Here is a 24282-nt window from a genome sequence, read left to right as displayed (position 1 = left end):
ATGAGGTGAATTGCGCGATGAGTCTAAGACCAAATCGTGTTGGTGAACAAATGAAGAAGGAACTAGGCGAGATTATTAGTCGTAAGATAAAAGATCCTCGCATTGGTTTCGTAACAGTTACAGATGTGAATGTTACTGGTGATCTTCAACAAGCAACTGTGTATATTTCCGTACTTGGCGATCAAGAACAACGTGAGAACACATTAAAAGGGCTAGCAAAAGCGAAAGGCTTTATTCGTTCTGAAATAGGACAACGAATTCGTTTACGCAAAACCCCAGAAATTACGTTTGAATTTGATGAGTCGATAGATTACGGAAATAGAATTGATACATTATTGCATCAAATCGCAAAAGAAAATCCGTCTAGTAACGACGAAAAATAAGATGATGTAAAAATATGCTCCTATCGGACTTTTTCCATGGTTATGGATATGGACGATAGGAGTTTTTTATAGAGGCTTGAATAAAGTTAACTTTAGAACAAAGCCCGTTGATTTCCGTTCCAGGAACTTGCTTTCCGCGGGGAGGGATGAGAGCCTCCTTGGGGTCTCTCATTTCCCTCATCTCCCGCAGGAGTCAAGTTCCCTCCCACTACAATCAACTCAGAATTTTAAATGACATTACAAGTAAAGAGCAAGATCTATTTTCGCATTAATTATTTAATTTATAAATGAATAAAGGATGAGATATATGGAAGGAATTTTACCGTTATGGAAGCCTAAGGGGCTTACTTCTCATGATTGCGTTTTTCGGTTACGAAAGATTTTACATATGAAAAGAATTGGCCATACTGGAACACTGGATCCTGATGTAACGGGTGTATTGCCAATCTGTTTAGGTAGGGCAACGAAAGTAGCGGAATACATAACAGATGCAGGCAAAGAATACGTTGGGGAGGTAACAATTGGTTACTCCACTACAACCGAAGATCGTTCTGGAGAAAAAGTAGAGGAAAAGAAAGTAACAGAAACAGTCACTAGAGATAGAATAGAAGGAATCTTAAATGATTTAACGGGAACTATTACGCAAACACCACCGATGTATTCTGCTGTTAAGGTAAATGGAAGAAGGCTTTATGAATACGCAAGACAAGGGCTAGTGATTGAACGTCCCTCCAGACAAGTAAACATTTACTCGTTAGAATTAATAGAGGAATGGAAAGAATTAAAGGGGGATACTGTATCATTCCGTTTTAAAGTTAGCTGTAGTAAGGGGACATATATTAGAACCCTTGCTGTGATGATCGGAGAAAAATTAGGATATCCTGCTCATATGTCAGATTTGTGTCGAACACGTTCAGCGGCATTTACGGAGAAAGAGTGTGTGACCTTCGATGAACTAGAGGAATATATAGAAAAAGGAGTTCTCGACAAGCATATTTATCCTATAGAAGAGGCGCTTTTACATTTGCCGAAATATGAAATAAATGATACATTAGCTTTGAAGGTACGAAATGGATCGGTATTAGAAGCTCCTGCTCATTTATTGGATGAACAGGAGCCAATTGTCATTCAAACAACATTAGGGGAAGCGTTAGCCATATACATTCAGCATCCAACAAAAAAAGGATTAATTAAACCGTCCAAAATATTAAAAATCTTGGAGTAAGAATTGATGCTTCGTACACCTTGAAAAGAAAGTTTGGCAAAGCAAATAAAGAAATTTGAGCTAGAAAAGGTGAGTAGCATAATGAAGATAGTAAGAATAAATCATTCAGAAAGAAATAAAGAGCATGATTATCCACCAATTTCCATCGCGTTAGGTTCCTTTGATGGAGTACATCTTGGCCACCAAAAAGTAATAGGCGAAGCAAAAAAAGTAGCTGATCAAAATGGATGGAGCAGTGCAGTTATGACATTTGATCCTCATCCATCCATCGTACTTGGTGGAAAAACAAAAAAAGTAGACTACTTAACTTCTTTTGAATCTAAGGTAGAACAATTAGCGAAATTAGGTATTGATTATTTATTTATTGTTGATTTTACAATTGAATTTGCTAGTTTACCACCACAAGAATTTGTTGATTTGTACTTAATTGACTTAAATGTAAAGCATGTAATAGCAGGGTTTGATTACACTTATGGGCAGAAAGCGCAAGGAACAGCGGAAACACTTTCTGAGCATTCTCGTGGTAAATACGAAACAACCATTATTGGCAAAGAAACATTTGGAGGAGAAAAAGTAAGTTCGACCTTAATTCGTTCGCTTATTAATAATGGTGATATGGAAAAAGTTCCTGCTCTATTAGGCAGATATTATACGATTAATGGTACTGTCATTCATGGCGATAAGCGTGGAAGAACAATTGGTTTTCCAACCGCAAACGTGAAGCCAGCAAGTGATGTTATTTTACCGCCCCTTGGTGTATATGCAGTAAAGTTACTTGTAAATAATCAATGGTATGAAGGAGTATGCAATTTAGGGACAAAACCAACTTTTCATCCAGAAAAGAAGAATGCCAGTATCGAAGTTCATATTTTTGACTTCCATCAAGACATTTACGGTCATTCTGTTACGGTCGAATGGCATAAAAGAATTAGAAGCGAACAGAAATTTAACGGAATCGACGAACTAATAGCCCAAATCGAAAAAGATAAGCAAACCGCCTTACACTATTTTTACGATAAAGCACAATAGACATAAGAAAATACTAGTTATAATTCAGAAGAAAATTGGCAATACTATGAAATATATCCCAACGTAGAAATTTGAAAGATTCGTGATGGTATTACTTTATTTTGAAAAATAATAGCTTTTATCTTGATTTTTCACACGAAAACAGGTATTCTTAAAGACGTACTAAAAACAACCTTTGCTTGGCAAATCGAATCACCAACGTTTTGCTCGGTAAATGGGGATTAGTGTAATAGAATTAGGAGGTGAAACAGGATGGCAATCACTCAAGAACGTAAAAACGAACTTATCAATGAGTACAAAACGCATGAGAACGATACTGGATCTCCAGAAGTTCAAATCGCTGTCCTTACTGAGTCAATCAATAACTTGAATGAACATTTACGTACGCATAAAAAGGATCATCACTCACGTCGTGGTCTTTTGAAAATGGTAGGTAGACGTCGTAATCTTTTAACTTACCTACGTAATAAAGACGTTCAACGTTACCGTGTTTTAATTAACAAACTTGGTCTACGTAGATAGTTAAAAAAAGCGGGATATTTTTCCCGCTTTTTTATTGTAAATAAATGCGAATCTAACATATGGTTTCTATAGATTACATAAATTAATTTCGTTTTTTAGTTACATAAAATGTGTATACTAGTAGAAGAGAAATTTAGGTAAAGTATTCTTTATTTTATAGGCTGTTTTCTAATGGATTATTGTTTTTGCAATAAAAAAAGAATTAGTTGGAAAATTGGAGCAGCCGGAATGCACGTAGACTCCTGTGGAATTAGTGAGACAGTCTGAGACCCCGGAGGCGAAGCTGAGGAGGCTTAAGCTTCGCCCCACGGAAAGCGAAGTGTATTCCGGCTGCGGGTAATCGCAACAAACTTTACGAAAACAGCCATTTTATGAAATAACGTAGGTTTTAGGTAGTACTTTTTAGCCGGAAACCTCCATGAAGTGAATGAGTAGAGAGGGGTTTATGAATGGGACAAGATAAGCATGTCTATTCCATTGACTGGGCTGGAAGAAAGCTTACAGTCGAAATTGGACAATTAGCAAAACAAGCAAATGGTGCAGTGCTCGTACGATATGGTGATACTGCTGTATTAAGCACAGCTACTGCTTCAAAAGAACCGAAAAACTTAGACTTCTTTCCATTAACAGTAAACTATGAAGAACGCCTATATGCAGTTGGTAAGATCCCAGGCGGTTTCATTAAAAGAGAAGGACGTCCAAGTGAAAGAGCCATTCTTGCAAGTCGTTTAATCGATAGACCAATTCGACCATTATTTGCTGATGGCTTCCGTAATGAAGTTCAAGTAGTCAGCTTAGTAATGAGTGTGGATCAAGATTGTACATCTGAAATGGCAGCAATGTTTGGATCATCTCTAGCATTATCTGTTTCCGATATTCCATTTGGTGGACCAATCGCTGGAGTATATGTAGGAAGAATCGATGGCGAATTTGTTATCAATCCAACAGTAGAGCAAGCAGAAAAAAGTGATATTAACCTTGCTGTTGCAGGAACAAAGGATGCAATCAACATGGTTGAAGCTGGTGCAGATGAAGTACCAGAGGAAGTAATGCTTGAAGCAATTGTGTTTGGTCATGATGAGATTAAACGCTTAATCGCATTCCAAGAAAAAATTGCTGAAGAGATTGGCAAAGAGAAAATGGAAGTTGTACTATACGAATTGGATAAAGACATCGAAGCAGATGTGCGCGCACTATGTGAAAACGAAATGCTAAATGCGATTCGTGTACAAGAAAAGCATGCTCGTGAAGCAGCTATTAAAGAAGTAAAAAATTCTGTTATTGCGAAGTATGAAGCAGAAGAAACAGAAGATGAAGAATTAAAGCAAGTGAAAGCAATTTTAGATAAATTAGTGAAAAATGAAGTTCGTCGTTTAATTACAGAAGATAAAGTTCGCCCAGACGGACGTGGATTAGAAGAAATTCGCCCACTATCTTCTGAAGTTCATTTATTACCAAGAACACATGGTTCTGGTCTGTTCACTCGTGGACAAACGCAAGCTTTGAGTATTTGTACATTAGGCGCTTTAGGGGATGTACAAATATTGGACGGTCTTGGTGTAGAAGAAGAAAAACGTTTCATGCATCACTATAATTTCCCTAACTTCAGTGTTGGTGAAACAGGACCAATGCGTGGACCTGGACGAAGAGAAATCGGTCATGGTGCATTAGGGGAAAGAGCATTAGAACCGATCATTCCTTCTGAAAAAGACTTCCCATATACAATTCGTCTTGTATCAGAAGTATTAGAATCCAATGGTTCTACATCACAGGCGAGTATTTGTGCAAGTACACTTGCAATGATGGATGCTGGGGTGCCAATTAAAGCACCAGTTGCTGGTATTGCAATGGGTCTGATTAAATCTGGTGAACATTACAGTATTTTAACAGACATTCAAGGAATGGAAGATCATTTAGGAGATATGGACTTTAAAGTAGCTGGTACTTCTAAAGGGGTAACAGCACTTCAAATGGACATTAAAATTGATGGATTATCTCGTGAAATTTTAGAAGAGGCACTACAACAAGCAAAAATTGGTCGTATGCAAATTTTAGATTCCATGATGGCAACAATTAATACACCTAGAGAATCTTTATCTTCTTATGCACCAAAAATCTTAATGATGTCTATTAACCCAGACAAAATTCGTGATGTTATTGGACCAAGCGGAAAACAAATCAATAAAATCATTGAAGAAACTGGCGTGAAAATTGATATTGAGCAAGATGGTACAGTGTTCATTTCTTCCGTTGATGATGAAATGAATAACAAAGCAAAACAAATTATTGAAGATATTGTTCGTGAAGTAGTTGTCGGACAAATGTACCTTGGTAAAGTAAAACGAATCGAGAAATTCGGTGCATTCGTTGAAATCTTCAACGGAAAAGATGGACTTGTTCATATTTCTGAACTTGCTGAAGAAAGAATTGGCAAAGTAGAAGACGTTGTAGCCATCGGTGATGAAATCTTTGTGAAAGTAACAGAAATCGATAAACAAGGAAGAGTTAACCTATCACGCAAAGCGGTTTTAAAAGAACAAAAAGAGCAAGCAGAGAATGCTAAAAACTAATTGAAATACAAAATAAAAGTGCCTGATAAAAAAACTGCTATTGTTTTTTTATCAGGCACTTTTTTTTGTGGAATGAAAAGGAACATCTTGAACAAAATAATAGAGAATAAGGATAAGCTAAAGTCCATAGTTCAACGTTCTACCTTGTCCTTTATTATCATATTGTAGTAACTAGGAGGGGAAAAGGTGATGAAGAAATTAGTTCCATTAGTAGGGATTCTTGTTATCTCTTGGTTTTTAGTTAATAATCCTTTAGCTGATTCATATGTTAGTACTTTACAAGAAAATTCGGTTGCGGTCACAACAAATAATTCCTTATACACAACGATTAGTGAAAAAGCGAAAGACTATGAGAAGAAACCGATTGATGCAAAATTAGATCCTGTATGGAAAGCAATTCCTGGCTTAAATGGGCTAAAAGTCGATGTGGATGCCTCTTACAAGAATATGAAAAAAGAGGGGAAATTCGATGAACAAAAATTAGTCTTTAAGCAAGTGAAACCAGATATTACATTAAATGATTTACCACCTGCTCCTGTATATAAAGGAAATCCAGATAAAGAAATGGTAAGCTTTATTATAAATGTAGCATGGGGGAACGAATTTTTACCTGATATATTAGCAACTTTGAAAAAGCATCATGTCAAAGCCAGCTTTTTCTTAGAGGGCAGATGGGTCCAGAAAAACCCAGACCTTGCAAAAATGATCGCAGAAGCAGGGCATGAGCTCGGAAATCATTCCTATACGCATCCGGATATGAGTAAAATTAGTAGCAGTAAGATTCACGAGGAAATAGTAAAGACAAATGATGTCATTGAAGCAACAACTGGAGAGCAAGTCACATTATTAGCGCCACCAAGTGGGTATTTTAATAATGAGGTAGTAAAAATTGCCGATCAGCAGAACCTTAAAACAGTAATATGGTCTGTAGATACGATTGATTGGCAAAAACCGAGTCCAGATACTTTACTCCAAAGAGTACTAGGAAAAATCCATAATGGAGCGCTCATTCTTATGCATCCAACAGAGGTTACCACTAACAGTCTTGAACGACTAATTATTGAAATTGATAAAAAGGGGTATAAAATCGATACCGTCAGTGACATGCTTAGTGAAGAAAGAGAAAGCTTTAATACAAAAAAATAGTAGTTCGGCCCATCTTATAGTATTCTATAAGAAGAAAACGTTTTTGTAAGGGGATTGCCCCTAATAGAAAAACAAAAAAACATTGAAAATATTGATATCATTGCGTTTAATAGGGGAATATGCGCTATTTCATATTTAAAACTGTTATATGTTATTATTATATTCAAACAATGTTTTGTAAAAAACAAGAGGAATAAGATATACTAGCAGTCGCAACTATTTTTTACAACATGGTAGAAGAACAGGAGGAACATAATTGATCAAAAGATATACTTGCCAAAATGGAGTAAGAATCGTATTGGAGAACATTCCGACCGTTCGCTCTGTTGCTATTGGCGTATGGATTGGTACAGGGTCTCGGAAAGAAGATGAACAAAATAATGGTGTATCCCATTTTTTAGAGCATATGTTTTTTAAAGGAACAAAAACACGCAGCGCTAGAGAAATAGCAGAATCATTTGATAGTATTGGTGGTCAAGTAAATGCTTTTACTTCAAAGGAATATACTTGCTATTATGCAAAAGTGCTAGATACTCATGCGGATATGGCTTTAGAAGTACTAGCAGATATGTATTTTAATTCTACTTTTGACGAAGAAGAGTTAAAGAAAGAAAAAAATGTTGTTTGTGAAGAAATTAAAATGTATGATGATACGCCCGATGATATTGTCCATGATTTATTAAGTCAGGCAATTTATGATAAACATCCTCTCGGGTTTCCGATTTTAGGTACAGAGGATACATTAGCTACCTTTAATGGTGACACGTTAAGAGAGTATATGTTTAATCACTATACCCCGGAAAACACCGTTATTTCGATTGCGGGTAACATAACCGAAACATTTATTGCTGAGGTAGAAAAGTATTTTGGAACATATGAAGCAGGTAAATCGGAATTAGAGCTAGTAAAGCCTTCCTTCCATGCTAATAATTTATCAAGAAAAAAAGAAACAGAGCAAGCGCATCTTTGTCTAGGCTTTAATGGATTACAAGTTGGTCATGATAAAATGTATACACTTGTTTCTTTAAATAATATTCTTGGTGGCAGTATGAGCAGCAGACTATTTCAAGATGTCCGTGAACAGAAAGGCTTGGCTTATTCTGTATTCTCTTATCATTCCGCATACCAAGATAGTGGAATCGTGACTATTTACGGTGGTACAGGGGCAAAACAGCTTGATGAATTATTCGATACGATTCAAAATACGCTTACTACCTTGAAAAAAGAAGGAATTACAGAAAAAGAGCTTTTAAATAGTAAAGAGCAGTTAAAAGGAAGCTTAATGCTAAGCTTGGAGAGCACAAATAGTCGAATGAGCAGAAATGGCAAAAACGAACTGTTGCTAGGTAAGCATCGTTCCTTAGATGATATCATTGCCGATATTGACCGTGTCACAAAAGAGGATGTCGATCAAATGGCAAATGATATATTCACCGACACATTCTCCGTCTCATTAATTAGTCCAGACGGACAACTACCAAAAGCACTATAAAAACAACAGCTACATAAATTAAATGAGGACTAGGAAACAGAAATTACTTCTGTTTCCTAGTTTTTTTTGTGGAGAAAAATTCCTCTGTGCATTAGTAGGTTGCTTTTTCGTTCAAGGATGCTCACTTTCGGAGGGCTCATATTTTCCGCCAATCCCCTCAGGAGACTCGCACCTTCCCTACAGTCAACTAGCTTAAAAATGATATTTAGCTATACTAATTACTTCTAAAATGGATTATTTTCACTCATTCTGTTCTATATAAGGAAGAAAGCCTTCTTTTTGTGGAATTAATTTAAACAACTCACCTAATAATGAGTAATCACATAAGATGTTGAAGTAGCGAGCTATGAAAAATAGGATCTTTAAAAAAAGAAGGTGAAATATTCATGCTGAAAGGGATGAAAATCGCGGTTATCGGCGGTGATGCAAGGCAGCTTGAGATTGTTCGAAAACTAACGGAACAACAAGCAATTCTTTCATTAATCGGCTTCGAGCAATTAGACCATGCATTCACTGGGGCTACAAAAGAAAAAATCGATAACGTAGATTTTTCAGAAATAGATGCTATTATCTTACCCGTTAGAGGAACAGATCTAAATGGGCAAGTCGATACTATCTTTTCGAACGAAAAAGTTATTTTAACAAAAGAAATATTAGAAAAAACCCCAGAGCATTGCACCGTATATTCAGGGATAACGAATCAATATTTAAGTTTGCTAATGAAAGAAACAAAACGTAAACTCGTTCAATTATTTGATCGAGATGATGTAGCAATATTAAATTCCATTCCAACCGTAGAAGGTACGATTATGATGGCAATCCAACATACAGATACAACGATTCATGGCTCAAAGGTAATTGTACTTGGGCTAGGACGTGTAGGGATGAGTGTTGCAAGGACTTTCCACGCATTAGGGGCAAAAGTGAAGGTTGCAGCAAGTCAAAGTGAACATATTGCTCGCATTATAGAAATGGGATTAACTCCTGTACATTTAGATAATTTAAAGATTGCGGTCGAAGATATTGACATTTGTATCAATACGATTCCACATCTTGTCGTAACTTCTGATGTCATTGAAAAAATGCCTTTACACACGCTGGTAATTGATTTGGCATCTAAACCAGGCGGAACGGATTTTCAATATGCTGAAAAAAGAGGGGTTAAGGCATTACTTGCACCAAGTTTACCAGGTATCGTAGCGCCAAAAACAGCCGGGAATATTTTGGCAGATGTCCTATCTCAATTACTAGAAGATCAGCTGCGATAATGAGAGGAGAATAGAAGAATGAGTCTACAAGGAAAAAGAATTGGGTTTGGAATTTCTGGGTCTCACTGTACGTATGAAGAAGTGGTACCGCAAGTAGAAAAGTTAGTATCACTTGGGGCGGAAGTAGTACCAGTTGTAACGGGCAATGTAAAAAATACAGACACACGTTTCGGTAAAGGGAAAGATTGGGTTAGTAAGATAGAAGAAATAACGGGGCAGAACATAATTGACAGTATTGTCGCTGCAGAGCCACTTGGACCGAAAGCACCGCTTGACTGTATGATCATTGCACCTTTAACAGGAAATAGCATGAGTAAATTTGCGAATGCGATGACAGATAATGCAGTGCTAATGGCAGCTAAAGCAACATTACGCAACCAAAAACCTGTTGTCTTAGGGATTTCTACCAATGATGCGTTAGGATTAAACGGCATTAATCTAATGCGTTTAATGGCAACAAAAAATATTTTCTTTATTCCATTTGGTCAGGATGATCCAATAAAAAAACCAAATTCCATGGTAGCAAGAATGTCTATGCTTGCAGAAACAATTGAGGCAGCATTAGAATATAAACAGATTCAACCAGTAATTGTGGAAAAGTATTTAGATTAATCCGAGTATTTTTTGAAAACTCACCGATAAAACATGGCGCTTGTCGGTATCCAATTGGGAATCCATAGCGCCAATCGGTGTTTTTTGAAAGAATCTGATAAAAGTTTCTTTTATTGCTGCTTGAATATGTTAAAATAGATAATATTATTTAAGGCGGCGCTTTACGCTTGCCTATGATTATTAGAGAAAGCCTTTGGAAGGAGAACCTTAAATGGAGCAATTAAAAGGATATAACGTAGCAGTAGTTGGAGCAACAGGGGCTGTTGGTCAACAAATGATTAAAACATTAGAAAGCAGAGATTTTCCGATTTCAACCTTAACTCTTTTGTCATCAAAACGTTCAGCAGGGACAAAAGTTCTTTATAAAGAGAAGGAATTTGTGGTACAAGAAGCGACTCCAGATAGTTTTAAAGGAATTGATATCGCGTTATTTAGCGCAGGCGGTGGGGTATCGAAGGACCTTGCTCCACATGCAGTTAGACATGGAGCGATTGTTGTTGATAATACAAGCGCATTCCGTATGGATAAAGATGTGCCATTAGTAGTACCAGAAGTAAATGAAGAAGACCTTCATAAACATAATGGTATTATTGCTAATCCAAACTGTTCTACTATCCAAATGGTTGTAGCTTTACAACCATTAAAAGAAAAATATGGGCTATCTAAAGTATTAGTATCTACTTATCAAGCTGTTTCTGGATCAGGCGCAGCTGCAGTAGAGGAATTAAATAGTCAAACGCAAGCTATTCTAAATAACGAAGCGTTTGAGGCGAAAATTCTTCCAGTGAAAAGTGATAAAAAACATTACCAAATAGCTTTCAATGCAGTTCCGCAAATCGATGTGTTTACAGAAAATGGATTCACTTATGAAGAAATGAAAATGATTAATGAAACAAAAAAAATCATGCATGCAGATGACTTAAAAGTTGCGGCAACATGTGTACGTATTCCAGTTGCTACAGGTCACTCTGAATCTGTTTATTTTGAATTAGATAATGATCAAGTAACGGTTGCTGAAATAAAAGAATTACTGGGTGATGCACCTGGTATTGTGCTTCAAGATGATCCAAATAATCAAATCTATCCAATGCCTGCAGACTGTGTTGGAAGCAACGATGTATTTGTTGGACGCATTCGTCAAGATTTAGATGTGAAAAATGGATTCCATATGTGGGTAGTTTCAGATAATTTATTAAAAGGTGCCGCATGGAACTCTGTTCAAATAGCAGAAAGTCTAATTAAATTAGAGCTTGTTTAAGCAACTTAGAAAGGCAAGACTGTAAGAATGGAATGCAGGAATGTGCCTGTAAGTAGATTCGATTATTTCTACATACAGGAAGTACAAGTTTGGACACCGCAATGGCTGGCGTGCCAAATTCTTGTCTTTCATATCAGGAAGTATCTATCTGAAAGAGATTCTCTTTTTTAGGAATACTTTTCGTAAAATCAACGGACTCAAGGGTAAAGTAACTAAGTCCAAATCAACAAGGGATCCTCCTAGTAAAATGATGAATGAGGCTAATCTCTATCTTTAGTTTTTATTGATAGAGAGACCTCAAATTTGTTCTAGAAAAAGGCACCCTTATATTACACTCTTTTAGAAAGTGTTCAGAGGTGTTTATTGTGAAGATAATGGTTCAAAAATTTGGTGGAACATCGGTAAGAGATGAAAAAAGCCGAATTCAAGCAAAAGATCATATTAAAGATGCATTAAGTGAAGGGTATAAAGTAGTTGTAGTTGTTTCCGCAATGGGACGTAAAGGGGAGCCATACGCAACCGATACATTATTATCCTTAGTCGGTGGATCCGAATCGAGTATTAGCAGAAGGGAAAATGATTTGTTAATGTCGTGTGGCGAAATTATTTCTAGTGTAGTATTTACGCAGCTATTATTAGAAAATCAGATTTCTGCAACTTCACTAACAGGTGCGCAAGCTGGCTTTAAGACAAATAATGATTTTACCAACGCAAGAATTATGGAAATGGATTGCAGCCGAATTTTGCAAGAGTTGGAGGATCATGATGTCGTAGTAGTAGCTGGTTTCCAAGGAGCAGCACCAAATGGCGATACAACAACATTAGGTAGAGGCGGAAGCGATACTTCAGCAGCTGCTTTAGGATCTGCACTTAATGCTGAATATATTGATATTTTTACAGACGTAGAAGGGATTATGACAGCTGATCCAAGAATTGCAGAAAATGCTCGTCCATTATCGGTTGTCACTTATTCAGAAGTATGTAATATGGCATACCAAGGGGCGAAAGTTATCCATCCACGAGCAGTAGAAATTGCTATGCAGGCAAAGGTGCCGATTCGAATTCGTTCTACGTATTCTAAAGGTACTGGTACACTTGTTACATCAAGCAATCCAGAAAGCAGAGGCAGTGATATTAAAGAGAGACCTGTTACTGGCATAGCTCATGTAGCGAATGTAACACAAATTAAGGTATTTGCGAAAAAAGACCAATATGATTTGCAAGCACAAGTATTTAAAGCGATGGCTAATGAAGAAATTAGTGTAGACTTTATCAACATTTCACCAAACAGTGTCGTCTATACAGTTACAAATGAAATGACAAACAAAGCGATAGCTGTTCTTGAGAATATGGGTTATGAACCTGTTATTGAAAGAGAATGTGCAAAGGTATCCGTTGTTGGTGCTGGAATGGCCGGTGTACCTGGTGTCACATTTAAAATCGTTACAGCACTATCAAATAAAGGAATTAGAATTCTCCAATCAGCTGATAGCCATGCGACGATATGGGTACTTGTGAAACAGGATGATTTAGTAAGTGCTGTTAATGTATTGCATGATGCATTTGAACTAGAGAAAGAATAGAAAAGATACGATATAGATACGACGAGATCGAGATGAGAATAGGAGTGGAACGATGGGTTTATTTGGTAGGGTGTCAACGGCCATGATTACACCATTTGATGCCAAGGGACATATAGATTTTCCAAAAACAACACAGTTAATTAATCATTTACTTGAAAACGGAACAGATTCTTTAGTGGTAGCTGGTACAACTGGAGAATCGCCAACATTATCCAAACAAGAGAAGATTGCTTTATTTAAACATGTGGTAAAGGTAGTGGAAAAGAGAGTTCCTATCATTGCAGGAACTGGCAGTTATAACACATATGAGTCCATCGAATTAACGAAACAAGCTGAACTTGCAGGCGTGGACGCGGTTATGGTAGTTGGACCATACTATAACAAACCGAATCAAGAAGGCTTGTATCAACATATTAAAGCAGTTGCAGAATCTACAAAACTTCCCGTTATGATATATAATATTCCAGGTCGTTCTGTTGTTAATATTGAACCAGAAACTATTATTCGCTTGTCCGAAATTCAAAACATAGTAGCAGTAAAAGAAGCTAGCGGAAATTTGAATAAAATCACGAAAATTATTGCATCTACACCAGATGATTTTTATGTATACAGTGGAGATGATAGTTTGACATTGCCGTTGTTATCTGTAGGTGGAACTGGGGTAATCTCGGTTGCTTCTCATGTAATCGGTAAGGAAATGCAAGAAATGGTAAGTACTTTTTTAGATGGAAAAATAGACGCTGCTTCTAAAATGCATCAAAAATTACTTCCTCTTATGTTAGCTTTATTTAAAGCACCTAACCCTGTTCCTGTCAAAACTGCACTGCAATTAAAAGGATTTGATGTTGGTTCAGTTCGTTTACCTTTAGTACCATTAACAGAGGAAGAACGAACAGAACTTGCAAGATTTTTATAAGTTATGTTAGCTTACGCTTATCCAAAATAATTTATAAAAATACGAAAATAATTTTGTGAATTTCCTTCATACCGATAAATAAGCTTTATTTAATGTATATGTGTCAGAAGAATTTAGCTCTCTCTTTTATTACGGGTAAGCCTGCAGCATACCATAAATTATGGTATTGCCATTGGTTATTCCTTCAGAGAATGCTAGCTCTTCTGACTTTTTTGTTGGATAGCATCACAAGAAAAGCTTGTTTCTAAACTTGTAATTGATTATGATTGGATACATAGTGAATGTGCGAATGTAGAAGAAAATTTTAAAAGTAATGAGTGAAGTACGGAGGAGAAGACATGGCAAAAAATCAGTTACAGAAAAATCTGTTGCCAAGACATATTAGTCTAATGGCAATGGGAGGAGCAATTGGAACAGGGATATTTAAAGGAAGCGGCGAAACAGTGTCTATTGCCGGCCCAGGCGTTATCTTTACATATATATTTGCTGGACTATTATTGCTTGTCGTAATGGGAAGTATTGCAGAAATGGCTATTATTTATCCGAATACTAATATGAAAGGTTTTATCGGGAAAGCTTTTGGTGATCGAATGGCGTTCATTATTGGCTGGATGTATTGCATTCTATGGCTTGCTGTATGCGTGATTGAAGTTGTTGTTGCTGGAAGCTTTTTGCAATATTGGCTGCCAGATATCCCGTTATGGATTTTAAGTATTATTTGTTCTGTTGTATTAATCGCAGTAAATACAATGAATGTTAAAAATTATGGTGAATTTGAATTTTGGTTTGCAGGTATTAAAATTGGAATGATTATTCTCTTTATTATATTAGGAGCAGCGGTATTATTTGGAATCATTCCATCAGGAGAAACGAATTATTTGCAAAATTACACAGAGAATGGTGGATTTTTCCCAAATGGCTGGATGTCTGTTTTTTCAGCATTATTAATTGTTATGTTCTCCTATGGTGGCTCTGAACTGATTGGAGTAACGGTAACAGAGGTAAAAGATGCAGACAAAATACTACCTAAAGTAATTAAAAGCTTTATTTTACGAATTATTTTATTTTATACACTACCAATTCTAATTATTTGTGGACTAATTCCTTGGAACGAGCTAACAGAAGCTTCTAGTCCTTTCGTACAAGTACTTTCTATTTCCGGATTGTCTGGCGCAGCACATATTATGAACTTTGTTTTAATTATTGCCGTGTTATCTGCAGCAAATTCGGGTATATATGGATGTACAAGAATGATGTATTCCCTTGCTATAGAAGGACAAGGTCCAAAGGCATTTAGTAAGGTAAATAAAAGTGGAGTACCTCTTTATAGTTTAATGGTTACAGCTGTTATTTTAATTGCAGGCTCTATGATTGCATTAGTGAAGCAAGATCAAGTATTCTCTTTATTAATGGCATTTCCAGGTTTTGTTGTATCGATTGTCTGGATAACGATATGTTTAGCGCAACTAAAGTTACGAAGATCTTATCCATTTCAGCCAAGCTTTAAAATTTGGGGTTATCCGTTTATTCCCATTTTTACGGTTATATGCTTAGCAATTATTAGTATTAGTTTCTTGTTCGATGAGGCAAACCGAATTAGTATTATGGCATGTTTAGCTTGTTTTGCAGTCGTAATATTTATTTCTATTTTTAAATTTCAGTCGAATAAGCGGTGAAAAATAAATAGTAATTTTCTATGGAAAAAGCCTATGAAATCAAGGTGGATACCAAAAGTAAACATCCCGATTTTTGGCAGAAAAAGCTCTTTCAAAAGGAAGATTTCATAAAATTGGTTGTAAACATTTTTAAACATCAAGTATAATAATCATAACTGATCAATGGTCGGCTTAACTCAACATAGGAGGAAACAAAAAGTGATGAAAAATGAAAAAATAAAGCTGGTCGCACTCGGTGGAGTGGGCGAGAACGGAAAAAATATGTTTGTAGTCGAAGTGGATGAAGACATATTTATAATTGATGCTGGCTTAATGTATCCACAAAATGAAATGTTGGGAATTGATATTGTTATTCCAGATATCACGTATTTAAAGCAAAACAAAGACAGAGTAAAAGGGATTTTCCTAACACATGCACATGAAGACCATATTGGAGGCTTATCTTATATTTTAAGAGATTTGGATGTTCCAGTTTACACGACGCTTTTAACAGCTGAACTGACAAAGGAAAAGATGAAAGAGCAGGACTTCAAAGGACAAGCACAATTTGAAATTGTTACCTCTAAATCCGTTCTAACATTTGCTTCCTCAAAGGTGTCCTTCTTTAAGACGAATCATAGTATCCCTGATAGTATTGGGATCGTTATCCATACATCAGAAGGCGCAATTGTACATACTGGGGATTTCAAATTCGACCAGACGGCAAGTGATTTATATAAGCCAGAATATGGTGAGATGGCAAAGATAGGCGAAGAGGGAGTATTAGCTTTACTTTCTGATAGTACGAATGCAGATAAACCAGGTTATTCTACAACTGACTTTATTGTAACACAAAGCTTAATTGAAGCATTTTTACACACAAAGGGTCGTATCATTGCTGCATGTTTTGCTACTGACTTAAATCGAATCCAGCATATAATTGATGCTGCAGAAAAAACAAATCGTAAAGTCGCAATTATTGGCAAGAATTTGCAAAGAGTATTACAAATTGCCTTAAAGCATAACTATTTGTTAGTGAACGAAGAAACAATCGTTTCCTATAATGAGCTTCAAACATATTCACAAGACCAAATGGTAATCATTACAACTGGCACAAAAGGGGAACCTATTGAAGCACTGCAAAAGATGGTAAAGAAAAATCAGAAACAAGCAAGCATTATGGAAGGAGATACTGTTTTATTTGCAGCGTCTTCCTTCTTAGGAAGCGAAGTATTTGTTGGAAAAACAATCGATAAACTATATCGAGCAGGTGCAACACTACTTGCAGGCTATAAAACATTCAATAGCTCCAATCATGGCAGCCAAGAAGAGTTAAAATTCATGATTAATATGATGAAGCCTAAATTCTTTTTGCCAATCCATGGAGAGTACCGTGTATTAAAAGCGCATGAGAAAATTGCGATTGAATGCGGAATAGCTCCGCAAAATATTTATCTTCCTGAACAAGGAGAGGTTCTTGAATATAAGGAAGATACGCTCCGTGTTGGCGGCAAGATTCCAGCAGGAAATGTTTTAATTGACGGCAGCGGTGTTGGAGATGTTGGAAATATTGTCTTAAGAGATCGTAAGCTACTATCTCAGGATGGTATTTTAACGGTTGTCGTAACGTTAAATAAGGCGGAAAGAAAGATTTCTGCTGGTCCAGAAATTATTACACGAGGCTTTGTATATGTTCGTGAATCAGAAAAGTTATTAGAAGAAGCTTCTGACCGAGTAAGAGATATTGTGGAAAAAAGTATCAGCAAGGATAGCTTTGATTGGACTGGAATCAAGCAAGATATACGAGATACATTAAACCAGTTCCTTTATGAAAAAACAAAACGCAGACCGATGATCTTGCCAATTATTATGGAAGTAAAACCGGCTAGAAAATAATACACACAACCGTCTTTATCGATTGAATACATTGGTAAGACGGTTGTTTTTTATGCATTCAGACAGTTGATTAACATTTTATTACTCGGATGTGAATGCAAAAATTAAAAGCAACACCGTAAAATAATATTCTTTCATTTCGATAGTAAATGTGGTGAATTGTCTTTTCGATTTCAGCCGCATGAAATAGTGATTCTCGCTTCATACTAAGACTATTATGGTTTTTAGGAAGGGAGAACTTTATGGTTTCAGTAAATAATAATAACGCTCAACCTGAGGAACAGCCGAAAGAGGATAAACCATCTAGCTTAATGGAAAAAATCCAACAGTTGGGACAAACAAATGTACCGCAGCTATCTCAGGATTCCAAAATACATTGTTTAACGATTGTTGGTCAAATTGAAGGACATTTACAATTACCACCGCAAAATAAAACAACGAAATATGAGCATCTAATTCCCCAAATTGTAGCAATCGAGCAAAACCCGAAAATTGAAGGGGTACTTGTTATTTTAAATACTGTTGGGGGCGATGTAGAAGCTGGATTAGCTATTTCTGAAATGCTTGCTGCTCTTTCTAAACCAACTGTTTCCTTAGTATTAGGAGGAGGGCATTCAATCGGTGTTCCAATTGCTGTGTCCTGTGATCATTCTTATATTGCAGAAACAGCAACAATGACGATTCATCCAATCCGCTTGACAGGTCTCGTTATCGGGGTCCCACAAACATTCGAATACTTAGATAAAATGCAAGAGAGAGTCGTTAACTTTGTAACAAAACATTCCAAAATTAGTGAAGAAAATTTTAAAGACTTAATGTTTGCTAAAGGAAATCTAACAAGAGATATCGGGACAAATGTAATTGGAAGTGATGCTGTTACTTCTGGACTTATTGACTCTGTTGGCGGCGTAGGAGATGCTATGAAAAAGCTAAATGAATTGATTGATGCCAATAAAGAACAGAATGAAGGGATTATTCAATGATTATGTATACAATGATGCCTGAAGAATTAATTTTCCCAATGAGTCAAGACATCTATGAAAGACAACAAGTTATTCAGTATAACGGTATACCTTTATTAGTGGCTAGAAATGAGTCAAATGAATTTGAAGTCATTAGAGTACTTAGCACCGATCCAAATCATTATCTGCATACAGAAATGCAACCAGGAGCAAAAATTCCAACAATTTAATGGCTTTTTATCTGAAAAAGTCGATTAGAGGGAATAATAAGGAAAGAAACTTACTTTGAAATTTGATTTATTAGCAAATTTGGGAAGATATCAGCCAAAACAGGCAGCAAGTCAGCCAACCGAACGAGATATCAGCCAAAGCAGACAGCAAATCAGCCAACCGAACGAGATATCAGCCAAAGCAGACAGCAAATCAGCCAACCGAACGAGATATCAGCCAAAACAGGCAGCAAGTCAGCCAACCGAACGAGATATCAGCCAAAGCAGACAGCAAATCAGCCAACCGAACGAGATATCAGCCAAAGCAGACAGCAAATCAGCCAACCGAACGAGATATCAGCCAAAACAGGCAGCAAGTCAGCCAACCGAACGAGATATCAGCCAAAGCAGACAGCAAATCAGCCAACCGAACGAGATATCAGCCAAAGCAGACAGCAAATCAGCCAACCGAACGAGATATCAGCCAAAACAGGCAGCAAGTCAGCCAACCGAACGAGATATCAGCCAAAGCAGACAGCAAATCAGCCAACCGAACGAGATATCAGCCAAAGCAGGCAGCAAATCAGCCAAACGAGCGAGATATCAGCCAAAGCAGACAGCAAATCAGCCAACCGAACGAGATATCAGCCAAAGCAGACAGCAAATCAGCCAAACCAAAAAACGCAACAGCAAACATCCGCCTTCTATCAACAGCAAAGGATAAAAAAACCTACTGATAGAAGTTTCGCTTTATAAACTATGATATAATATAGTAATCAATAAAGAAGCAGCCTTAGGCTGCTTCTTTATTACAAATGAGGAAGATAATTTTAAATATTAGGTGATCAAGATGGCTAAAAGAAAAAAAAGAAAAACAAGAAAAAAACAACATCTTAAATTAACGATACAATATGAACTAACAGCTCTCGTCATAATGGCATTAAGTTTTATCTCTATTCTTAAACTAGGTGCCGTAGGAGCAACAATGGTTTCTTTTTTCCGTTTCTTTTTCGGAGAGTGGTATATGCTTTGCCTAATTGGGCTAATCGTATACGGTGGTTATTTAATGTGGAAGCGAGAAAAGCCTTATATGTTCCATACAAAATTAAATGGCATTTATTTGATTGTTAGTGCCGTTTTGTTACTCAGTCATGTGACACTATTTAAGTTGCTTGCAAGTCAAGGCAATTTTACGAATCCAAGTGTGATTTATAATACTTGGGAATTATTTTGGATGGAAGTAGAAAAGCAGGCAACGAATATTGATTTAGGCGGTGGAATGATCGGTGCCGTTTTGTTTGCCCTCTTCCACTATTTATTCGATACGGTAGGTACACAGATTATAAGTTTTATTGTGATTATGATTGGTTTTATCTTGCTTACAGGTAAAACTTTAAGTGGTGCCTTTAAAAAAGTATTATCAAGTATTTGGAATTTTACTCAAGATCAATGGGCTGCTTTTGTGCAAGATATGAAAGATTGGAAAGAATCTATCCAAAAAAATAAAGAAAAACGCAAAGCAGACAAACAGGCAAGGAGAGAGAATAATCAGCGTGAGCAAAATACAACTCCAGCCATCATCGTGAATCCTTCATCTCAAGAGGAAGAAGCCTACATACAAGAGCCAATCATTAATACTTTTGCGGAAAGAGCATACCAAGATGAGCCCATTCCGGAAGATTCTGTTGTAGAACCAATGGACGAGCCGTTAGATGAGGGGGATGTTGTCCCAATTACTTTTACGGAAGTGGAGAATAAAGATTATGAGCTTCCTCCTTTAAAACTATTAAAGCTGCCAAGAAAGGCAGATCAAAGTGGTGAATATGAGCAAATTCATGCAAATGCTGCTAAATTAGAAAGAACATTCCATAGTTTTGGAGTAAAAGCGAGAGTAACAGAGGTACATTTAGGACCAGCAGTTACAAAGTATGAAGTTCATCCAAGCGAAGGGGTAAAAGTAAGTAAAATAGTCAATTTAAGTGATGATTTAGCATTAGCGCTAGCAGCGAAAGATATTAGGATCGAGGCACCAATCCCAGGGAAATCTGCTATTGGGATTGAAGTGCCAAACTCAGAAGTCGCAGTAGTTTCGCTAAGAGAAGTTTTAGAATCAAGTAAAAATGATAAACCTGATTCTAAGTTGATGATCGCGTTTGGACGGGACATTACAGGAGAAGCAGTATGTGCTGAATTAAATAAGATGCCCCATTTACTTGTTGCTGGAGCAACAGGAAGCGGGAAAAGTGTCTGCATTAATGGGATCATTACAAGTATTTTAATGAGAGCAAAGCCACATGAAGTGAAACTAATGATGATTGACCCGAAAATGGTTGAATTAAATGTCTATAATGGTATTCCTCATTTACTTGCACCAGTTGTAACCAATCCGAAAAAAGCATCGCAAGCATTGATGAAGGTCGTCAGTGAAATGGAGCGGAGATACGATTTATTCTCTCATACAGGGACAAGAAATATTGAAGGATACAACGAATATATCAAACGCTATAATGCAGAAGAACAGGAAAAGCAGCCCCTTCTGCCATTTATTGTTGTGATTGTGGACGAGCTTGCTGACTTAATGATGGTAGCCTCATCTGATGTAGAAGATGCCATTACAAGGCTTGCCCAGATGGCGCGTGCCGCTGGAATCCATTTAATCATTGCAACTCAGCGTCCATCTGTTGATGTTATTACAGGAGTTATAAAAGCTAATATTCCATCCAGAATTGCTTTTGCCGTTTCCTCTCAGACCGATTCTCGTACTATTTTAGATATGGGAGGAGCAGAGAAGCTACTAGGAAGAGGAGATATGCTATTCTTCCCTTATGGTGCAAGTAAACCGGTTAGGGTACAAGGTGCATTCTTATCTGATGAAGAAGTAGAAGAAGTAGTCGATTTCGTTATTGGACAGCAGAAGGCACAATACCAGGAAGAAATGATCCCAGATGAAATTGTCGAAGTCACAGGAGCAGTCGAAGATGAGCTGTATAACGACGCAGTTGAATTAATAGTCGAAATGCAAACAGCGTCTGTTAGCATGTTACAAAGAAGATTTCGTATTGGCTATACGAGAGCAGCAAGATTAATTGACGAAATGGAAGCCCGCGGGGTAGTTGGACCATATGAGGGTAGTAAACCTAGAACCGTCCTCATTTCAAAAGGGCCAGAAGAAATGAATATACAATAAAATATAAATATGAATTAGTATGCATGAATAGAAATGATCCATATTTAAATATAAAGAACTCTATTGAAATGTATAGTAAATAATCATATTTAACAAAGGGAACCTGAAATAGTATAACCTATTTCAGGTTCCTTTTTTATCGTATATTCAGAACAATCCTACGAGTAACGGAGGAAAAAGAGGGGGGATTAACCGTTATTTTTACAAGAATATACAATTGAAAACGATTGATTTCCGAACAATCTCTCATTTCAGTATTTTTTCGACGAAATTCTTAAAAGTCTATTTATTTATTAGTCAAAAAGTGTTATAGTATTTTCGATTAGTAGGAATGATTGAACATCAGAGGTCTGATGTCTTAGAAATGTTTGGAGGAACATCATATGCTAATTAAATCGGATACGAGACATTTATATTTGCAAGTCGTTGATCGTCTGAAAAGAGACATTAAGATGGGAGTATATAAAGAAAAAGAAAAATTCCCTTCTGAATTCGAGCTTGCAAAAACTTTAGGTGTAAGTCGTGCGACGTTAAGAGAAGCACTTCGTACATTGGAAGAAGAAAATGTGGTTGTCAGAAGACATGGTGTTGGCACATTTGTTAACAGCAAGCCATTGTTTAATTCTGGCATAGAACAATTAAATAGTGTCACGAATATGATTATGCAGGCAGGAATGAATCCAGGCACCATATTTCTAAGCTCAAACACGATGTTTGCCACTGAAGAAGATGCGACACGCTTCTCCGCTATGCAAGAGGAAGAACTGCTCGTTATCGAAAGAGTTCGAACAGCTAATGGCGAACCGGTTGTTTATTGTATTGATAAATTGCCGCAGAAAATCTTGCCTGACCGATTTTCATACGATCAAGAATCGATTTTTCAGTTCTTGGAATCGGATAGTCAAAGACATATTACATACGCTGTGGCACAAATCGAACCGATTGGATATCATGAGAAAGTATCTCCCATTCTGCAATGCGAACCAGAAACTGCTCTGCTTGTTTTAAAACAGATGCATTATGATGAGAAGGATGAGCCGATTCTTTATTCAGTAAATTATTTTCGATCCGATAAGTTTAGCTTTCAAGTATTAAGAAAACGCATTTATTCTTAAAAGCTGGACAAACTAATCGTAAATTTTCTTACTAAATAACAAAATCTAGGGGGTACAAGCTTTGAAGAAGCGTAAATTTGGCTTAGCACTGTCTTTAGTACTAGCTGCTGGGACTGTATTAAGTGCTTGTGGAAGTAATGACAAAGGTAACGACAATGCAGCAGAAGGTGATAAGGATAAAGACTCATTTAAAGTTGCAATGGTAACAGATGTAGGTGGTGTTGATGATAAATCATTTAACCAATCAGCTTGGGAAGGTTTACAAGCATTTGGTGAAGATAATGGCCTATCAAAAGGTAATGGTATTGATTACCTACAATCACAATCAGATTCAGATTATGCTACTAACTTAAACAGCTTAATTCGTCAAGGAAATGATCTAGTATTTGGTATTGGATTTATGATGGAAGGCGCAATCTCAGAAATCGCTCAACAACAAAAAGATGCTCATTTTGGTATCGTTGACGCTGTAGTAGATCAACCAAACGTAGCAAGTATTACTTTCAAAGAGCAAGAAGCTTCTTTCTTAGCTGGTGTAGCAGCTGCTCATGCTACTAAATCTGAAAAAATCGGCTTTATCGGCGGTGTAGAAGGAGAAGTTATCGGGCGTTTTGAAGCTGGATTCGTTGATGGCGTTAAAGCGGTAAACCCTGATATTAAAGTAGATGTACAATATGCTGGTGCTTTTGATAAACCTGAAATTGGTAAAACAATTGCAAGTAAAATGTACTCTTCTGGTGCTGACGTAGTATTCCATGCTTCTGGTGGAACTGGTGCTGGATTATTCTCTGAAGCACGTGATTTAAAAGAAAAAGACCCTGAAAAATACATTTGGGCAATCGGTGTTGACTCTGACCAAGCAGCAGAAGGCGCTGTAGGAGATCATAATATTGTGTTAACTTCTGCATTAAAAGGTGTTTCTACTGCAGTACAAGATATCTCAACTAAAGCCAAAGAAGGTAATTTCCCTGGTGGCGAAACTACTGTTTACGGCTTAAAAGAAGATGGTGTTGGTCTAGCAGCAATTAATGAAGAAGTAGAAAACAAAGCAGAAATCGATGCAGCTGTTGAAGAATGGACTGCAAAAATTAAAAACGGTGAGTACACTGTTCCTGATACTGTTAAGTAAATAGCATATGCTAATTTTCCAGGAATAAGTGGTTTGCAATGCAAACACTTATTCCTTTTTTACGACAAAAAATAGAATTTTAACTAAAGAGTAGAAGTGTTATTCTATTCTTTATTCAAAATTTT

At 36.7% G+C, this 24282-nt stretch carries 20 protein-coding genes; all 20 read left to right on the top strand.

Annotated elements, in window-relative coordinates; translation table 11 throughout:
* Window positions 1-17: 17 nt before the first annotated feature.
* Window positions 18-383, top strand: a complete 366-nt coding sequence (rbfA, locus tag NST60_RS01365; RefSeq protein ID WP_016201168.1) for a 30S ribosome-binding factor RbfA — start codon at window positions 18-20, stop codon at window positions 381-383.
* Between the two features lie 307 nt (window positions 384-690).
* Entirely contained in the window at window positions 691-1608 is a 918-nt protein-coding gene (gene truB / locus NST60_RS01360; protein ID WP_341098020.1) for a tRNA pseudouridine(55) synthase TruB, read from the top strand.
* Window positions 1609-1689: 81 nt separating this feature from the next.
* Window positions 1690-2637: a bifunctional riboflavin kinase/FAD synthetase gene (ribF, locus tag NST60_RS01355; RefSeq protein WP_341098019.1), complete on the top strand. Its 948-nt coding sequence runs from the start codon at window positions 1690-1692 to the stop codon at window positions 2635-2637.
* Window positions 2638-2889: 252 nt separating this feature from the next.
* A complete protein-coding gene (gene rpsO, locus NST60_RS01350) occupies window positions 2890-3159 on the top strand; it encodes a 30S ribosomal protein S15 (RefSeq protein ID WP_016201171.1) in 270 nt (89 codons plus the stop codon).
* Between the two features lie 449 nt (window positions 3160-3608).
* Complete coding sequence (gene pnp, locus NST60_RS01345) at window positions 3609-5729, top strand: polyribonucleotide nucleotidyltransferase (RefSeq protein ID WP_101730012.1); 2121 nt, start codon at window positions 3609-3611, stop codon at window positions 5727-5729.
* A 189-nt stretch (window positions 5730-5918) separates the two neighbouring features.
* A complete protein-coding gene (locus NST60_RS01340; protein WP_169189653.1) occupies window positions 5919-6875 on the top strand; it encodes a polysaccharide deacetylase family protein in 957 nt (318 codons plus the stop codon).
* A 256-nt stretch (window positions 6876-7131) separates the two neighbouring features.
* Complete coding sequence (locus NST60_RS01335) at window positions 7132-8367, top strand: M16 family metallopeptidase (protein WP_169188386.1); 1236 nt, start codon at window positions 7132-7134, stop codon at window positions 8365-8367.
* A 386-nt stretch (window positions 8368-8753) separates the two neighbouring features.
* On the top strand, window positions 8754-9635 hold the full coding sequence (gene dpaA, locus NST60_RS01330) for a dipicolinic acid synthetase subunit A (protein ID WP_016201175.1): 882 nt from the start codon (window positions 8754-8756) through the stop codon (window positions 9633-9635).
* Between the two features lie 18 nt (window positions 9636-9653).
* The gene (dpaB, locus tag NST60_RS01325; protein WP_016201176.1) at window positions 9654-10247 is read left to right on the top strand and encodes a dipicolinate synthase subunit B; all 594 of its coding nucleotides are present in this window, start codon (window positions 9654-9656) and stop codon (window positions 10245-10247) included.
* A 211-nt stretch (window positions 10248-10458) separates the two neighbouring features.
* Window positions 10459-11505, top strand: coding sequence for an aspartate-semialdehyde dehydrogenase (asd, locus tag NST60_RS01320; protein ID WP_016201177.1), 1047 nt, complete (start codon window positions 10459-10461; stop codon window positions 11503-11505).
* A 365-nt stretch (window positions 11506-11870) separates the two neighbouring features.
* Window positions 11871-13088, top strand: a complete 1218-nt coding sequence (gene dapG / locus NST60_RS01315; protein WP_341098016.1) for an aspartate kinase — start codon at window positions 11871-11873, stop codon at window positions 13086-13088.
* A 52-nt stretch (window positions 13089-13140) separates the two neighbouring features.
* A complete protein-coding gene (gene dapA / locus NST60_RS01310) occupies window positions 13141-14004 on the top strand; it encodes a 4-hydroxy-tetrahydrodipicolinate synthase (protein WP_016201179.1) in 864 nt (287 codons plus the stop codon).
* A gap of 338 nt (window positions 14005-14342) precedes the next feature.
* Window positions 14343-15680: an amino acid permease gene (locus tag NST60_RS01305; protein ID WP_169188388.1), complete on the top strand. Its 1338-nt coding sequence runs from the start codon at window positions 14343-14345 to the stop codon at window positions 15678-15680.
* 201 nt (window positions 15681-15881) lie between these two features.
* Complete coding sequence (locus NST60_RS01300; RefSeq protein ID WP_341099771.1) at window positions 15882-17555, top strand: ribonuclease J; 1674 nt, start codon at window positions 15882-15884, stop codon at window positions 17553-17555.
* 242 nt (window positions 17556-17797) lie between these two features.
* On the top strand, window positions 17798-18538 hold the full coding sequence (locus tag NST60_RS01295; protein WP_341098015.1) for a ClpP family protease: 741 nt from the start codon (window positions 17798-17800) through the stop codon (window positions 18536-18538).
* Window positions 18535-18747 (top strand): YlzJ-like family protein, encoded by a 213-nt coding sequence (locus NST60_RS01290; protein WP_016201182.1) that lies wholly within the window; start codon window positions 18535-18537, stop codon window positions 18745-18747. The genes NST60_RS01295 and NST60_RS01290 overlap by 4 nt, the downstream gene beginning before the upstream one ends.
* A gap of 55 nt (window positions 18748-18802) precedes the next feature.
* Window positions 18803-19450, top strand: a complete 648-nt coding sequence (locus tag NST60_RS01285; RefSeq protein WP_341098014.1) for a hypothetical protein — start codon at window positions 18803-18805, stop codon at window positions 19448-19450.
* Window positions 19451-19576: 126 nt separating this feature from the next.
* Window positions 19577-21913: an FtsK/SpoIIIE family DNA translocase gene (locus tag NST60_RS01280; protein ID WP_016201183.1), complete on the top strand. Its 2337-nt coding sequence runs from the start codon at window positions 19577-19579 to the stop codon at window positions 21911-21913.
* 383 nt (window positions 21914-22296) lie between these two features.
* Window positions 22297-23028 carry a GntR family transcriptional regulator gene (locus tag NST60_RS01275; protein ID WP_016201184.1) on the top strand — a complete coding sequence of 244 codons (732 nt, stop codon included), beginning with the start codon at window positions 22297-22299 and terminating at the stop codon, window positions 23026-23028.
* Window positions 23029-23089: 61 nt separating this feature from the next.
* The gene (locus tag NST60_RS01270) at window positions 23090-24157 is read left to right on the top strand and encodes a BMP family lipoprotein (protein ID WP_016201185.1); all 1068 of its coding nucleotides are present in this window, start codon (window positions 23090-23092) and stop codon (window positions 24155-24157) included.
* Window positions 24158-24282: the final 125 nt, after the last annotated feature.

It is taken from the genome of Niallia sp. FSL W8-1348 (assembly GCF_038006745.1).
Taxonomy (GTDB): domain Bacteria; phylum Bacillota; class Bacilli; order Bacillales; family Cytobacillaceae; genus Niallia; species Niallia alba.
Note: the sequence above shows the minus strand (reverse complement) of the source record. Positions and strands in the feature narration are given on the sequence as shown.

What these genes read in the sequence shown, in the direction of transcription:
- rbfA (WP_016201168.1), top strand. Translation starts at nt 18, where the DNA reads ATGAGTCTAAGACCAAATCGTGTTGGTGAACAAATGAAGAAGGAACTA.
- truB (WP_341098020.1), top strand. Translation starts at nt 691, where the DNA reads ATGGAAGGAATTTTACCGTTATGGAAGCCTAAGGGGCTTACTTCTCAT.
- ribF (WP_341098019.1), top strand. Translation starts at nt 1,690, where the DNA reads ATGAAGATAGTAAGAATAAATCATTCAGAAAGAAATAAAGAGCATGAT.
- rpsO (WP_016201171.1), top strand. Translation starts at nt 2,890, where the DNA reads ATGGCAATCACTCAAGAACGTAAAAACGAACTTATCAATGAGTACAAA.
- pnp (WP_101730012.1), top strand. Translation starts at nt 3,609, where the DNA reads ATGGGACAAGATAAGCATGTCTATTCCATTGACTGGGCTGGAAGAAAG.
- NST60_RS01340 (WP_169189653.1), top strand. Translation starts at nt 5,919, where the DNA reads ATGAAGAAATTAGTTCCATTAGTAGGGATTCTTGTTATCTCTTGGTTT.
- dpaA (WP_016201175.1), top strand. Translation starts at nt 8,754, where the DNA reads ATGCTGAAAGGGATGAAAATCGCGGTTATCGGCGGTGATGCAAGGCAG.
- dpaB (WP_016201176.1), top strand. Translation starts at nt 9,654, where the DNA reads ATGAGTCTACAAGGAAAAAGAATTGGGTTTGGAATTTCTGGGTCTCAC.
- asd (WP_016201177.1), top strand. Translation starts at nt 10,459, where the DNA reads ATGGAGCAATTAAAAGGATATAACGTAGCAGTAGTTGGAGCAACAGGG.
- dapA (WP_016201179.1), top strand. Translation starts at nt 13,141, where the DNA reads ATGGGTTTATTTGGTAGGGTGTCAACGGCCATGATTACACCATTTGAT.
- NST60_RS01305 (WP_169188388.1), top strand. Translation starts at nt 14,343, where the DNA reads ATGGCAAAAAATCAGTTACAGAAAAATCTGTTGCCAAGACATATTAGT.
- NST60_RS01300 (WP_341099771.1), top strand. Translation starts at nt 15,882, where the DNA reads ATGAAAAATGAAAAAATAAAGCTGGTCGCACTCGGTGGAGTGGGCGAG.
- NST60_RS01295 (WP_341098015.1), top strand. Translation starts at nt 17,798, where the DNA reads ATGGTTTCAGTAAATAATAATAACGCTCAACCTGAGGAACAGCCGAAA.
- NST60_RS01290 (WP_016201182.1), top strand. Translation starts at nt 18,535, where the DNA reads ATGATTATGTATACAATGATGCCTGAAGAATTAATTTTCCCAATGAGT.
- NST60_RS01280 (WP_016201183.1), top strand. Translation starts at nt 19,577, where the DNA reads ATGGCTAAAAGAAAAAAAAGAAAAACAAGAAAAAAACAACATCTTAAA.
- NST60_RS01275 (WP_016201184.1), top strand. Translation starts at nt 22,297, where the DNA reads ATGCTAATTAAATCGGATACGAGACATTTATATTTGCAAGTCGTTGAT.